This is a genomic window from Planococcus sp. ANT_H30 (genome assembly GCF_008369335.1).
Lineage (GTDB): Bacteria > Bacillota > Bacilli > Bacillales_A > Planococcaceae > Planococcus > Planococcus kocurii.
Window position 1 is genome coordinate 61,879 of sequence record NZ_VOBJ01000001.1, and the last position, 13,234, is coordinate 75,112.

Below are 13,234 nucleotides of genomic sequence, written 5' to 3' on the forward strand. Positions count from 1 at the left end.
TTTTTTTACATGACGGTCGCTTCAGGTTCATAGTGAATGATTTCTTTGATTTGATTGTTGGCATCCATAATAGCAACAGTCGGTTTATGATCACGAGCATTGTCGTTCATCACATATGCATACGACAAGATAATCACGATATCTCCTCGTTGCACAAGACGCGCTGCTGCTCCGTTGACGCAGATCACACCACTACCGCGCTCTCCTGCAATGATATAGGTTTCAAATCGTGCACCGTTATTGTTGTTGACAATATGCACTTTTTCATTGGCTAACATGCCAACAGCATCCAGCAAATCTTGATCGATGGTAATACTACCAACATAGTTTAAATCAGCTTCTGTCACCGTCGCACGGTGAATTTTTGAATTGAGCATCATTCTAAGCATGGGTCAGTTCTCCTTTGGATTAAAAATAATGTTATCAATTAAACGCGCCTTTTCAAACTGTACCGCTAAAGCTAGAATGGCATCCTGCTGAATAGGAGTCGTTAATGTTGGGTAATCAAGTAATTCGATGTAATCGATTTTTCCAGATGTATGTTCAGTTAAGTAGGCAGTCATAGATTCGATTGGATCCTGTCCCTTTAGAAATGTGGCCTTGCCCATTTCCAATGCTTTTCTCAAGTGAGGCGCTTCGTTCCGCTCCGCATCACTCAAGTAAACATTACGAGAACTTTTCGCGAGGCCATCTTTTTCGCGAACCGTCTCTCCACGTCTTATGGCCATTGGAAAATTAAAATCTGTCACAAACGATTCAATAACCGCTAATTGTTGGGCATCTTTTTGACCAAAATAAGCCAAGTCAGCTTCTGTTAAATGAAATAACTTGGTAACTACTTTTAAAACCCCATCAAAATGCCCAGGTCTTTTCGCACCGCAAAGCACATCAGCTTGAGCGCCTGCAGATAGTTGAATTTGGCTTTCGCGCGGATACATTTCGTCAACGCTTGGCGCAAAAATAACGTCAGTACCGGCTCCTTCAGCAAGCTCTTGGTCTCGCTTTAAGTCTCTTGGATACCGATTAAAATCTTCGTTTGGTCCAAATTGAGCGGGATTCACAAAAATACTCATGACCACTTTGTCGTTTTCCGCTTTTGCTTTTTCGACTAGCGAAAGATGGCCTTCATGCAGAAAACCCATTGTTGGCACAAGACCAATTGTTTTGCCAGCTTTTTTGGTATCACGAACCCATTCTTTTAGTTCGATTACCGTCTGTAAAATCAACATTTTTTCTCTCCTCTCGGGAAGAAAACCATATAAAAAGCCCTTCTGCTAAAAAAAGACAGAAGGACAGTAAATGTACACTTGGTTTCCTCCGTCCCTGTCGTGAATCTGATCAAGGCAGAACATATTTATAAAGAATTTTGGGTGTCTTGCGGTTGTTCGGTGCAGTTCACGAGTGATACTGCCCGTTGAAAATACTATACCAGAATTTTTAAAAAAAGCATATTGTATGCTTCGCGATTAAATTATTTAAAGAGACTAGTGAAAAACCGACGTATCTCTATTATGGCGTCTTCCTAGATTCGTTAGTCATTTCAATATCAGCTGAATAAATACCATGAAGTTTACCGTCAGCGGTCCGTAATTGCAAGACGCCTTCATCGGTAATGCCTTCTGCGATGCCTTCAAGTGTCTGATTGGTCATTCGAGCTCGTACCGGCTGACCAATTGTCGTCGAATAGCTCTCCCATAAGATCTTCAGCATAGCGAAACCTTCTTCGATATACATGTGCGTATAGAGCTCCATGTAAAACAGCAAAGACTGAACTAATTTTTGACGATTTACCGCTTCTCCACTTTCCATTTTCAGTGAAGTCGCGATATCTTGTACCTCGGCATCAAAATCGTCTTTTTCTTGATTGATGTTTAAACCGATACCAATAATCAAAGCTTGAATCCCATCTGCGTCCGACTGTAATTCAGTCAGAATGCCGGTACATTTTTTGCCATTCAGTAAAATATCATTTGGCCATTTAATTTGCGGTTGCAGCCCTGTCACTTCTTCGATTGCCCGAACGACTGCTACGGCAGTTACGAGCGTAAATTGAGGTGCTTTTTGCGGTGCCACATCAGGACGCAAAATAATACTCATCCAAGCACCCTTGTTAGCCGCAGAGTCCCATTTCCGAGCCAATCTACCGCGTCCAGCTGTTTGCGTTTCTGTAAGCACTACTGTGCCATCAGGAGCACCTTCTTGCGCGAGTTGATGCGCAATGATTTGAGTTGATGCGCAACTTTCGACATATTCTATTTCTCGACCAATGCTCTTTGTTTTCAAGCCCGTTTGTATGCCGAGTGGTTCTAATGTATCTGGCAACATCACAATCCGATAGCCTTTTTTCTTGACAGATTCAATGCCGTACCCTTTTTCTTCAAGTTCTTTTATGTGCTTCCAAATTGCCGTTCTCGAAATACCCAATTCATCCGCTAAATGTTGACCTGATACAGCTTCACCATTCGACTCAATCAATCGTTTTGCTATCTTAAGCGTGACGGTGATATTCATTTTTAAACCAGTCCTTTATGAGTTCTTTGTCATTCTCCAATTCACCATAGACAATGAGCTTTTCCATTTTTTCAATCCATACTTTTAGCCAAGGACCTGATTTGTCACCGCTCCATTGCATTAAGTCCAGACCGTTTGCTGCGATATCAGACTTCGATTGAATCGGCAATTGCTGCTTAGCAGCTGCTAAGTTTTCTACATTGTCAGTTACTAAAGCGGCCATCTCCAATTGTTCGATTGAATAGTGGTAATACGTCCATTGGTCCCAAGTTTCGAGCTTTGTTAATTCCAAACTTTTTTCAATGAGTTTCTTTTCTTCATTGGAGAACCGGTATTCTTTAACAGCTGAAAACTGACGATTTTGCTGATGTAGCAGATAAAACCAACCAAACGTAGACCTACCATTCGATTTATAGGGTATCCAGTCTACTTGAAAAAGTTCGCCTGCTGGCAAAAATTTTGTTAATACCGAATCCCATAAATAAGCCATGCTTTTTTGTGTTCTGGGATTGACGAATATTTTATCGATTTCTGACTTTAATCGCTCGACTGCAATTGCTTTGATTAAGCGTGCATGGCGACGGATCGAATGTAAAGTCTTCATATCGATTATGAAATCTAATTGTCCTGTAAAACGAATTGCTCTCAGCATACGTAAGGCATCTTCTTCAAAACGCTCATCCGGATTGCCAACTGCCCGAATGATTTGATTTTGCAGATCTTCTTGTCCGCCAAAAGGATCGATAATCTCCTGATTTTCAGTCATTGCCATCGCATTGATCGTAAAATCGCGACGTCGTAAATCTTCTTTGAGTGATAAGACAAATTCGACGGAATCCGGTCTACGATTATCAGAATAACCGCTTTCTGTTCGAAATGTTGTCACTTCAATACCTTCTCCGTCTAGCAGTACCAATACCGTGCCATGGTCGATGCCTGTATCCACCGTTCGTTTAAACAGCGCCTTTACCTGTTGTGGTAATGCAGAAGATGCCACATCGACATCTTGTGGTGCTTTTCCTAACAACAAATCACGGACAGCTCCACCGACTATATAGCCCTCAAATCCAGCATTTTTTAGCGTGTCAATTACTTTTATGGCCGTATTCATTGTTGCTCAGCCTTCATCATCAACTGTTCATATAAGCCTTCGTACTGTTCCAAAATTTTTGATGAATGAAAATGCTCAGTTACAGTCTCCAAAGCACCTTGTCGCAAATTTTGTAAATGCTCATCGTCACTTAACATACGGATCGCATATTGCGCAGCTTGTTGTGTATCTCCTAGTTTAACAAGGTAGCCATTATTTTCTGGATCAATAATTTCAGGCATCCCGCCGATATTGGAGCCAATTACAGGAACACCGCACGCCATCGCTTCGAGTAGAACTAAGCCAAATGCCTCTTTTTCAGACAACAACAGTTTAATGTCACTAATACTATAAAATTCAGCAAGGCCTTCGCGCTTGCCAAGAAATAATACGTGATCTCCCAACTCCAAATCCCTTACTTGCTGAATAATTCGGCTCATTTCGGGTCCGTCTCCTACTAATAATAGCTTGCAATCCAGTTGTTGGCGCACCAAAGAAAACGTCTCGACAACATCTTGAACACGTTTCACTTTACGGAAATTCGAAACGTGAATCATTACTTTTTCATTAGCACCGATGCCTAATTGCTCTTTTAGTTTCGTAGCATCTTGCGGGAAATATTCTCTTTCGTCAACAAAATTATAAACTGTCTCTATTTTTTTATTCGGTTTAATAAGATCATAGGTCTGTTCTTTTAATGAATCTGATACGGCTGTAACAATATCTGATTTTTCAATCCCGTAGCGAATTGCTTCTTTCAATGATGAATCAGAACCTAGTACTGTGATGTCTGTGCCGTGTAAGGTCGTTACAATCCCGATATTTGAGCCCGCCATGTCTCGCCCAAGAATGGCGCAGACGGCGTGTGGAATCGCATAATGAACATGCAAAAGATCTAAGTTTTCGTTTTTAATGACTTCAGAAATTTTGGTAGCCAGCGCAATATCATAAGGCGCATATTGAAATACGGAATACGTATTAATATCAACTTGATGATTAAAGATATTTGCATAGGTTTTATTTAGCCGAAAAGGAGTACTGGATGTTATAAAATGAACCTCGTGCCCTTTTTCCGCCAGCATCTTTCCTAATTCTGTAGCAATAACCCCAGACCCTCCAACTGTTGGATAGCAAGTAATGCCGATTTTCATTTTTCGCACAGTTCCCTCTCCTATCCTCTTCTTTCTCCGAGCAATCGCCAATCAATAAAACCATGTTGCAATCCTTTAAGTAAAACTTCAGCCGTTCCCATATTCGTAGCCAGTGGAATGCTGTAGACATCACATAGACGAATTAACGCTGTTACATCAGGTTCATGGGGTTGGGCAGTTAATGGATCACGGAAAAAAATAATCATATCCATTTCATTTTGCGCGATCATTGCACCAATCTGCTGATCCCCTCCAAGCGGTCCTGACTGAAAACGAATAACCGATAAGTCTGTTTCGTCTATTACTCGCTGACCCGTCGTTCCAGTCGCATACAGTGTGTGCTGAGACAAAATTGACTCGTAAGCTGTAGCAAATTGGATCAAATCATCTTTTTTTCGGTCATGGGCAATTAATGCAATTTTCATGTCATCTTCCCCTTTAGTCGATTATATGTTCCAAGCCATAAATAAGCTCTTCTTTTTCCATTACGGTTTTGATAGATAACACAACGCCTGACATAAACGAACCTCGATTAAACGAATCGTGACGCAGCGTTAGCAATTGTCCCTCTCCTCCAAGCAACACTTGCTGATGAGCAACCAACCCCGGTAACCGCACGCTATGTATGCGCATGCCGTCATAATTAGCGCCACGAGCACCTGGCAGAGTTTCTTTCTCACGAATATGTCCTTGTTGATAGATTGGGCGTTGTTGTGAAATCAAATGAGCGGTCTTCATCGCAGTTCCAGAAGGCGCGTCTAGTTTTTGGTCATGATGCATTTCGATAATCTCAATATCTGGTAAATACTTAGCAGCTTGTTCAGCAAATTTCATCATTAATACAGCTCCAATAGCAAAATTGGGTGCGATGATGCAGCCTATTTTCGAAGCTTTAGAGATCGTTTTCAGCTCTTCAAGTTGTTCATCTGAGAAACCGGTCGTCCCAACAACAGCACGTATGTTTAATTCTAGTGCTTGCTTTGTATGTTCAAAGACAAATTCAGGTGTCGTTAAATCGAGCAGCACATCCGGTTTGGTAATAGTGTACAGCTCTTGAAGATCGATAAAAACCGGTGCCGTATAATGAGAAGGAAATAAATTAGTATCTGCTAACGTGCGACCAATTTCTTTATAGTCTAAAACAGCAACTAGTTCCATTTCGTCGTTGTTCATAACCGTATGTACAGCTTCTTTGCCCATTTTACCTCTTGCTCCTGCAATTGCCACGCGAATTGTCATTTGACTTCATCCTTTCTTGTCCAACGATCTTTATCTCTACTAGAAAATTTCTCCATAACGCGGTCATGAGCCTTTGCCAAATCAATGTCCATCGAGTTTGCCATACAAATTAAAACAAATAAGACATCGCCCATTTCTTCTTCCATGCTGTTAGCAGCTTCTGAACTCTTCTTTTTCTTTGGACCGTATTGATGCATCACTTCTCTTGAAAGTTCGCCGAGTTCCTCTGTCATTCGCGCCATCATTTCCATCGGTTGAAAATAACCTTCTTTAAATTGTCCAATATATGTATCAACGTCTTGTTGCAGCTGTTTCATCGTTTTTTCACTGTTCATTTCATCACGCTCCTCAGTCAATCGTAAAGAAAACTAGAGATGTTGTCAAAACTCATCTTTTCAACGATAATACAGAAGTTGACATTCTTGAAAGGGGCTTGGATGAATTGAAAGAACTAAAAATTAAAAATATCTTTTTCATCGTTCTCGGTGCCGCTATTTACAGTTTTGGATTTGTTCACTTTAATATCCAAAACGAATTGGGAGAAGGCGGTTTCGCTGGAATTACATTGATTTTGTACTTTATCTTCCATTGGGATCCTGCATTGATGAACTTATTGTTGAATATTCCTCTATTCTTTATCGGATGGAAGCTCCTTGGCAGAAAAGTTTTCCTGTATACCATTATTGGAACAGTAGCTGTTTCTGTATTTTTAAAAATCTTTTTAATCTATGAAATTCAAATCAACTTACAAGATGATTTGTTTTTAGCAGCCTTGTTTGCCGGTGTTTTTGTGGGCATTGGACTTGGCATTATTTTCAGATTTGGAGGAACTACGGGAGGCGTAGACATTATTGCACGCTTGGCCCAAAAATACATAGGCTGGAGCATGGGCAAAACAATGTTTTTGTTTGATGCCGGCGTCATTATGCTGTCTTGGTTGACATTCCTCGATCATCGCTCCATGATGTATACACTCGTTGCTGTTTTTATTGGTGCACGAGTTATCGACTTTGTTCAAGAAGGCGCTTATTCAGGTCGTGGCGCTTTGATCATTTCAAATTCCCAAGAAGAAATCGCCAGTCGTATAGCCATTGAGATGGACCGCGGCATCACAATTCTTCGAGGGTATGGGCACTTTACAAAAGAAGAACGTGAAGTTCTGTATTGCGTTATCGCAAGAAATGAAATTGTTCGATTGAAGAGCATTATCAACTCTGTTGACCCTCATGCATTTGTGTCCTTAATGGATGTTCACGATGTGATGGGTGAAGGATTTACACTTGACGAAGAAAAAAGACCGATTGATTAATTTTTCTATATTAAAAAACGGCCCAAACGCGGGCCGTTTTTTTATGAGCGATTCATATTGGTGTAAATCAAAATTAATCTGGCAAGTTCAAGAACTGCAACTGCAGTAGCTGCGACATAAGTCATCGCTGCTGCACTCAATACTTTTTTTGCGTGACGTTCTTCTTCATTGCGAATGATGTTATGCGACAGCAATTGATCCATCGCTCGGCTAGAAGCATTAAACTCAACCGGTAAGGTCACTAACTGAAAGACGACTCCAGCAGCTAGCAAGACGATTCCAATCAGTAACGCCCCGCTCCACGCAGAAAAGAAACCAATCATAATAAAGATCCAAGACATATTAGATGATACATTAACAATTGGCACAAGACGATGACGCAGACGCAAGAACGAATAATCCTCCGCATCTTGAATTGCATGTCCAACTTCGTGAGCCGCAACCGCTGTTCCTGCAACCGATGCTTCGTGATAATTATGACTGCTGAGTGCTACTGTTTTTGTCAGCGGATTATAATGGTCACTAAGCAGGCCACGACTTTCTATGACTTTAACGTCTTGAAGATTATTAGCATCCAAAATGATCCGCGCTACTTGTGCGCCACTATGACCAGAAGTCGACCGAACTTTTGAGTATTTTTTGTATGTTCTTTTTAATTTGAATTGCGCCCAAATCGGGATGATTAGCAATAGGATAAAATAGAAGATATATCCGCCCATTCCCATGTATAAATCAACACCTCTTTCTTTCTACTTGATACGTTTATTTTACTTGGATTAGTCAATATTGGTCAACTGAAATGGACTGCTTTTTATTCAAACGAACGACATAAAAGGCGAAGCCGACACAAACGATTGATAGCCAGAAAGTAAAATAGCCAATTTGACTCGTGTACTCACTCAAGGTGCTATAAATTGGCATTTGGCCGAAAACATAATCAATAACGTCATTGTGCAGCGTCCACACAGCAGCCAGCGTCGCCGATAGCCAGCCAAAGCGATAATGCTCAATATACAGCACCGCTTGAAGCGCCATAGCGAAATGGGAGCCAATCAACATCCACCCAATCCAGCCGATGGAACCAACTTCCCAGAGCGTTAGTAAATTCATCGCCACTGCCCACAACCCGTATTTGATTAATGTAATAAATGCCAGCGCTTCAAACAAACGGCTTCGTTTACCAAAAATCCATAGTCCCAGAACAATGGTAAAAAACAAACTCGCGGTCGGGCTATCAGGAACAAAAATCAAAAAACGTGGCTCTGTTATTTTCAATTGCCAGCCATACCATATGTATCCATAAATTGTACCAGCTAGATTGACCAGAAATAGCAAAATCAAAAATGGCCGGTACATCAACCAAGCTGAAATTTTAATCGCGAAGGAAAGCATTGTTTTTCTTCCTTTCTAAGGTAGAAAAAAAGAGCCGGTTTCCCGGCTCTTTTTTTATTATTGATTATTCTGCTTCAAGGCCTGAAATAAATTCAGCTAAGACTTGCAGATCTTCATCTGTTCCATCCCAAGATGGAGGCATCACTTGAGCTCCATCTTTTTCGATACCATTGACAGCAATTTCAGCGATTTCTTCAGGAGTCAGACCAGTTCCAACAAGTGTTGGACCAACTGCTCCTTCTAAGTTATCGCCATGACAACTGATACATGCTGCACCAGCATAAACTTCATATCCTGGATCCGTTGTATCAATTTCGACTTCTTCCGTAATTTTACCTTGCGCTTCAGCAGCTTCCCAGTCGTGGTTGGCTACTGATTCCCATGTAAGGAAAATAATTGATGCGATTGCAAGAATCATAAATCCTGTAGGCAATGGGCGTTTCGAAGGACGTCTTTCCGGTCCACGGTCTAGGAATGGCGCCAACATAAGTGCACCAAAAGCAAGACCTGGAATGATGATAGCACCAACCACGTTAAATGGTCCGGAAGCAAATTGGTATTTCAGTAATTGGTATAAGAACAAGAAATACCAGTCTGGCAATGGAATATAAGCTGTATTCGTCGGATCTGCCTGTCCTTCAAGAGGTGACGGATGAGCGACAGTTAACAACAAATAACCGATTAAGAAGACTGAACCAATCATCCATTCTTTCAAAAGGAAGTTCGGCCAGAAAGCTTCTGTTTTACCAGGGTATTCGGAGTAATCTTTAGGAACATTCGGCTGACGGAATTCCAAACCTGGAACACGCGAATCTCCTACAAATTTCATCCCTTTTCCGCGATGCATAGTGTTCCCTCCTTAAAAAATCCTTGTTACGGAATGATTTATAGCGGTCCTGAAATACCCTGTCTTCTGATCATGATAAAGTGAGCAGCTAGCAACCCAAGCAAAGCTGCAGGCAAGAAGAAGACGTGGATAGCGAAGAATCGTGTCAAAGTCTGTGCACCAAGGATTGTTGAATCCCCAGCCAATAGAATTTTGATCGATTCACCGAGCACGGGTACAGATGCCGCAATTTCAATTCCAACTTTTGTTGCAAATAAAGCTTTCATATCCCATGGAAGCAAGTAGCCTGTGAAACTTAATCCAAGAATGACGCCGAATAACAAAACGCCAACTACCCAGTTCAATTCACGAGGTTTCTTATAAGAACCTGTAAAGAATACTCGTAATGTATGAAGGAAAATCATGACCACTACAAGCGAAGCTCCCCAGTGATGCATCCCACGCACAATTTCTCCAAAAGCAACTTCATTTTGAAGATAATAAACCGACTGCCAAGCATTTTCAATATCTGGCACATAATACATTGTTAAGAACATACCGGATAAGATCTGGATTACTGTAATGAAAAATGTAAGTCCCCCAAAACAATAAACAAATGCTGAAAAGTGGTGTGCGGGGTTTACGTGCTCAGGTACTTCATGGTCAGCAATATCACGCCAGATAGGCGTGATGTCTAATCGCTCATCAACCCAATCATATAACTTGTTTAGCACTGGTGTCGTACCCCCTAACTATTAAACTAGTGTGTTTTCTCTTACTGCACCGATAGCTACAAAGCCATCTTGTTCTTTCACTTGGTACTCATCGAGTGGTCCAAGCGGCGGTGTTCCTGCAATGTTTTGTCCGTTTTTCTCATAACGGCCTGCGTGGCATGGACAGAAAAATTGTGTCGGGTGTTCCGGAGAACCCGCCCAGTTCACTGTACATCCTAAATGTTTGCAAACAGGTGAAAGCGCGATTAACTTATCGCCTTCTTTATACACCCAAGCTGAATTCGTCACTTCAGATACATACCAAGCGTCTGTTTGTTCAAACGTAAAGTCGACACGTACTGGTTCTGCCGTGATATCAGCTACAGCTTGATCAGTTAAAACGTAGTCTCCGCCTTCATGTTGCTGAAGTATCGGGTCTACCGCAAAACGAACCATTGGCATCAACATTCCTGCTGCCATGAAACCACCTACACCTGTTAATGTGTAGCCTAAAAATTGACGTCGTGATACACGATTATTACTCATCCTTTTCCCCCCTCTAACATTCAAGGTCAGTCCAATGGACATACTCATTCAAATATAATTACTAGGACAACCTAATGATATATCAATCAAATCTTTAGGTCAATATCGCATTCAGCCTAATCATGCAGTTTGTGAACATTTCATGAATGATGTGACCATTCTTTTGTAAATAGCGGCAATACCTGCCTTAACTGGTCTTCCATCACCGAATTTTTAAAAGATTGATCCATATCTTCAATTGGAATCGCAGGTAGCCATAACACATTTTTTAGACTGTCAATGGTTCGCCACTCTGAATCTGTCGTCAAATAAAAAACGTGTTTGAATTTCGTATGTCCCAATTCTTGCGACAGTTCTTCAGCAATTCGTTGACGATTTGCTCCTTTGCCATAAGAAATGGGCGGGAACAAAAGGATCCGCCCTTTAAATTGTTTCTCTAATAAAGCAGTCAAGTTTTGTAAGTACTCAGAAGCTCCTGCACTCGATTTCATGCCTGCTTCACTTAAATCTAACTGAAGAAGTGGCACGACTGCTGTATCTATATAATCTTGTTGGCTCAAGTATTGATCTATCTCTTTTCCGATAAAATGCATAGCGCTTTTTCACTCTCCATCTTTTTTTATCGCTTTGAACGCTTTCAACATCGCGGACAATTCAAAAAAGCGGTCACGATCATCAGCGTCCAAGGCTTCATCAATTTGTTTGTAAATCGTTTCTTCATGGAACACGGACATGCTTTCCTCAAGAATTTTTTCAGCAATTTGACGATCTTGCTCGTTAACAGAAGCATCCTTAGGGATATATGGATTTTCTTCCAACACCGATAAATACATGGTAGGTGGAGGAATGTTCGGGAAATTCAATTGAATATATAAATGTTCGTCCGGATTGAGACGTAAATCGTGAAACGATTTCTCAGCATCCGCCGTCATCAAGTTGCCTTTGTAGAAACGAAACGGAATTTCTTTGGAATCGGTTGAAGACATGACCATTGCGCGCGGACAGTAATGCGCTTCTTCAACAAAATGGGTTTTCTCAAGCAAATCTTCGTTGCTCAACATATAATTGAGAATCCAAATACATTCACGTCTTTTCATTTTGTATGATTGCAGAAACCAACGGACAAATTGCTTTTTTTCACCTATCGACACTGAAGCGGTCATGAAACTTCCTCCTTTCAGTCAAACGACTGTTGCCAATCAAACCATTCTGGATTTTCTGGTTCTAATGCCTGTAGCTCTTTAATCATTTCGAGAGCAGCAGCTCTTTTTCCTTCTTCTATTAAAAATAATGCGTATTTCTTAAGGAAAATAACATCATCTTTAAAAGCTGGATAAGCTTTTTCATAATACACGGTCGCCTGCTCATAGTCTTCACTGCGTTCGTAAGTTTCAGCAATCATCGGATAAAGACCAGCCCAATCATCTCCACTTTCAATTACCATCTGCGCAAGTTCAAGAACTTCTTCATCCATCTCTTCGGCATGGAAGTAAGACACCAGCGTATAGATCGCTTCCATATATTCTGGATCTAATGCGATTGCCTGGCGTAAATGGCCAACACCTTCTGCTGATTTACCAAGTTTCATGGCAAGTTTACCTGCAAACAAATACAATTCCTTGTCAAATTCATCTCTAGTAATTCCTTCGTTTATCGCCTGATAGGCTGCCTGATAATCTTCTGCCATATTCAAGCTTTGTGCTTTTAATAAGTAAGCAGAAAAATAATCCGGATCAATGCCAATCAATTCGTCAAGCCGACGTACAGCCATGTCATACTGGCGTGTTTGAAAAGCTGCAAATGCTACTCCAAATAAAACGTCTGGCGTAGCTTGATCTTCCAACGCCTTTTCGTAGTATGGTAATGCCTCTTCATAAGCAGCTCCTGCACTGTAAACTTCAGCAAGTCTCTCTGAAAGATTGACTCCTTCAATGACAATTTGTTTTGACTCCAGTTCTTGATAAATTTTTGCCGATTCCAGATAACGGCCCGAGTCGAGAAGTAGTTCTGCTCTCGCTTGTTGCAGAAGCGGTTCATCAGGCATCAATTCAATCGCTTCATTTAAGCGACTTTCAGCAGCTTCTAGCAAGCCTTGAAGTTGGAACAAGTCCGCTAAAGTTACGAGCGCTTGGGCATATAATTCGTCGTCTTTAGACACTTCCATTAACGCATTTAACGCATCATCTTCGCGATCAGCATCAATCAGCAAGTTTGCTCGATCGATAACCAATTGCGCTTCTTCCGGAAAAATATATTGCAAATGCTCAAGTACTTTAATCGCTTCTTCTACAAAACCGATTTCTGCCAGCCATTCCGACAACCCGTATTGCTCATCAGGATCTCCCTGTAGCAAGTAGTCATCCAGTAATGTATTTAGAAGTTTGGGATCTCCTTGTTCGACTGCTTTTTGTATCTGTTCTATGTTAGCCATACTATCACCTATTCCTTCACATTCTC

General features: G+C 41.1%; 17 protein-coding genes. 1 reads left to right on the forward strand and 16 read right to left on the reverse strand.

Features of this window, described 5'->3' with window-relative positions; translation table 11 throughout:
* Positions 1-5: 5 nt before the first annotated feature.
* The 8 genes from panD to FQ085_RS00340 form a co-directional block, all read right to left on the reverse strand.
* A complete protein-coding gene (gene panD, locus FQ085_RS00305; RefSeq protein ID WP_149455691.1) occupies positions 6-389 on the reverse strand; it encodes an aspartate 1-decarboxylase in 384 nt (127 codons plus the stop codon).
* A 3-nt stretch (positions 390-392) separates the two neighbouring features.
* Complete coding sequence (gene panC / locus FQ085_RS00310; RefSeq protein ID WP_149455692.1) at positions 393-1,229, reverse strand: pantoate--beta-alanine ligase; 837 nt, start codon at positions 1,227-1,229, stop codon at positions 393-395.
* A 280-nt stretch (positions 1,230-1,509) separates the two neighbouring features.
* The gene (locus FQ085_RS00315) at positions 1,510-2,511 is read right to left on the reverse strand and encodes a biotin--[acetyl-CoA-carboxylase] ligase (protein ID WP_149455693.1); all 1,002 of its coding nucleotides are present in this window, start codon (positions 2,509-2,511) and stop codon (positions 1,510-1,512) included.
* Positions 2,489-3,622, reverse strand: a complete 1,134-nt coding sequence (locus tag FQ085_RS00320; RefSeq protein WP_149455694.1) for a CCA tRNA nucleotidyltransferase — start codon at positions 3,620-3,622, stop codon at positions 2,489-2,491. The genes FQ085_RS00315 and FQ085_RS00320 overlap by 23 nt, the downstream gene beginning before the upstream one ends.
* Positions 3,619-4,761 carry an N-acetyl-alpha-D-glucosaminyl L-malate synthase BshA gene (bshA, locus tag FQ085_RS00325; RefSeq protein WP_149455695.1) on the reverse strand — a complete coding sequence of 381 codons (1,143 nt, stop codon included), beginning with the start codon at positions 4,759-4,761 and terminating at the stop codon, positions 3,619-3,621. Before bshA ends, FQ085_RS00320 begins: the two co-directional genes overlap by 4 nt.
* Before the next feature lie 11 nt (positions 4,762-4,772).
* On the reverse strand, positions 4,773-5,177 hold the full coding sequence (gene mgsA / locus FQ085_RS00330; protein ID WP_058385058.1) for a methylglyoxal synthase: 405 nt from the start codon (positions 5,175-5,177) through the stop codon (positions 4,773-4,775).
* Positions 5,178-5,190: 13 nt separating this feature from the next.
* The gene (gene dapB, locus FQ085_RS00335) at positions 5,191-5,991 is read right to left on the reverse strand and encodes a 4-hydroxy-tetrahydrodipicolinate reductase (RefSeq protein WP_149455696.1); all 801 of its coding nucleotides are present in this window, start codon (positions 5,989-5,991) and stop codon (positions 5,191-5,193) included.
* Positions 5,988-6,326, reverse strand: a complete 339-nt coding sequence (locus FQ085_RS00340) for a nucleotide pyrophosphohydrolase (RefSeq protein WP_058385056.1) — start codon at positions 6,324-6,326, stop codon at positions 5,988-5,990. Before FQ085_RS00340 ends, dapB begins: the two co-directional genes overlap by 4 nt.
* A 107-nt stretch (positions 6,327-6,433) precedes the next feature.
* Here FQ085_RS00340 and FQ085_RS00345 point away from each other — a divergent pair, with 107 nt between their 5' ends.
* Entirely contained in the window at positions 6,434-7,300 is an 867-nt protein-coding gene (locus FQ085_RS00345; RefSeq protein WP_058385055.1) for a YitT family protein, read from the forward strand.
* A 41-nt stretch (positions 7,301-7,341) separates the two neighbouring features.
* Here FQ085_RS00345 and FQ085_RS00350 read toward each other — a convergent pair whose 3' ends face one another.
* The 8 genes from FQ085_RS00350 to FQ085_RS00385 form a co-directional block, all read right to left on the reverse strand.
* Entirely contained in the window at positions 7,342-8,025 is a 684-nt protein-coding gene (locus FQ085_RS00350) for a zinc metallopeptidase (RefSeq protein ID WP_058385054.1), read from the reverse strand.
* A 55-nt stretch (positions 8,026-8,080) separates the two neighbouring features.
* Positions 8,081-8,692 carry a lipoprotein heptaprenylglyceryl N-acetyltransferase LhaT gene (gene lhaT / locus FQ085_RS00355; protein ID WP_058385053.1) on the reverse strand — a complete coding sequence of 204 codons (612 nt, stop codon included), beginning with the start codon at positions 8,690-8,692 and terminating at the stop codon, positions 8,081-8,083.
* A gap of 64 nt (positions 8,693-8,756) precedes the next feature.
* Complete coding sequence (locus tag FQ085_RS00360) at positions 8,757-9,539, reverse strand: menaquinol-cytochrome c reductase cytochrome b/c subunit (protein WP_058385052.1); 783 nt, start codon at positions 9,537-9,539, stop codon at positions 8,757-8,759.
* A gap of 38 nt (positions 9,540-9,577) precedes the next feature.
* Entirely contained in the window at positions 9,578-10,252 is a 675-nt protein-coding gene (gene qcrB / locus FQ085_RS00365; RefSeq protein ID WP_058385051.1) for a menaquinol-cytochrome c reductase cytochrome b subunit, read from the reverse strand.
* 21 nt (positions 10,253-10,273) lie between these two features.
* Entirely contained in the window at positions 10,274-10,777 is a 504-nt protein-coding gene (locus FQ085_RS00370) for a Rieske (2Fe-2S) protein (RefSeq protein WP_058385050.1), read from the reverse strand.
* Between the two features lie 140 nt (positions 10,778-10,917).
* Complete coding sequence (locus tag FQ085_RS00375) at positions 10,918-11,370, reverse strand: DUF2487 family protein (protein WP_058385049.1); 453 nt, start codon at positions 11,368-11,370, stop codon at positions 10,918-10,920.
* A gap of 9 nt (positions 11,371-11,379) precedes the next feature.
* The gene (locus tag FQ085_RS00380; RefSeq protein ID WP_149455697.1) at positions 11,380-11,940 is read right to left on the reverse strand and encodes a ReoY family proteolytic degradation factor; all 561 of its coding nucleotides are present in this window, start codon (positions 11,938-11,940) and stop codon (positions 11,380-11,382) included.
* A 14-nt stretch (positions 11,941-11,954) separates the two neighbouring features.
* A complete protein-coding gene (locus FQ085_RS00385) occupies positions 11,955-13,208 on the reverse strand; it encodes a tetratricopeptide repeat protein (RefSeq protein WP_149455698.1) in 1,254 nt (417 codons plus the stop codon).
* Positions 13,209-13,234: the final 26 nt, after the last annotated feature.

What these genes read in the sequence shown, in the direction of transcription:
- panD (WP_149455691.1), bottom strand. Translation starts at nt 389, where the DNA reads ATGCTTAGAATGATGCTCAATTCAAAAATTCACCGTGCGACGGTGACA.
- panC (WP_149455692.1), bottom strand. Translation starts at nt 1,229, where the DNA reads ATGTTGATTTTACAGACGGTAATCGAACTAAAAGAATGGGTTCGTGAT.
- FQ085_RS00315 (WP_149455693.1), bottom strand. Translation starts at nt 2,511, where the DNA reads ATGAATATCACCGTCACGCTTAAGATAGCAAAACGATTGATTGAGTCG.
- FQ085_RS00320 (WP_149455694.1), bottom strand. Translation starts at nt 3,622, where the DNA reads ATGAATACGGCCATAAAAGTAATTGACACGCTAAAAAATGCTGGATTT.
- mgsA (WP_058385058.1), bottom strand. Translation starts at nt 5,177, where the DNA reads ATGAAAATTGCATTAATTGCCCATGACCGAAAAAAAGATGATTTGATC.
- dapB (WP_149455696.1), bottom strand. Translation starts at nt 5,991, where the DNA reads ATGACAATTCGCGTGGCAATTGCAGGAGCAAGAGGTAAAATGGGCAAA.
- FQ085_RS00340 (WP_058385056.1), bottom strand. Translation starts at nt 6,326, where the DNA reads ATGAACAGTGAAAAAACGATGAAACAGCTGCAACAAGACGTTGATACA.
- FQ085_RS00350 (WP_058385054.1), bottom strand. Translation starts at nt 8,025, where the DNA reads ATGGGAATGGGCGGATATATCTTCTATTTTATCCTATTGCTAATCATC.
- lhaT (WP_058385053.1), bottom strand. Translation starts at nt 8,692, where the DNA reads ATGCTTTCCTTCGCGATTAAAATTTCAGCTTGGTTGATGTACCGGCCA.
- FQ085_RS00360 (WP_058385052.1), bottom strand. Translation starts at nt 9,539, where the DNA reads ATGCATCGCGGAAAAGGGATGAAATTTGTAGGAGATTCGCGTGTTCCA.
- FQ085_RS00370 (WP_058385050.1), bottom strand. Translation starts at nt 10,777, where the DNA reads ATGAGTAATAATCGTGTATCACGACGTCAATTTTTAGGCTACACATTA.
- FQ085_RS00375 (WP_058385049.1), bottom strand. Translation starts at nt 11,370, where the DNA reads ATGCATTTTATCGGAAAAGAGATAGATCAATACTTGAGCCAACAAGAT.
- FQ085_RS00380 (WP_149455697.1), bottom strand. Translation starts at nt 11,940, where the DNA reads ATGACCGCTTCAGTGTCGATAGGTGAAAAAAAGCAATTTGTCCGTTGG.
- FQ085_RS00385 (WP_149455698.1), bottom strand. Translation starts at nt 13,208, where the DNA reads ATGGCTAACATAGAACAGATACAAAAAGCAGTCGAACAAGGAGATCCC.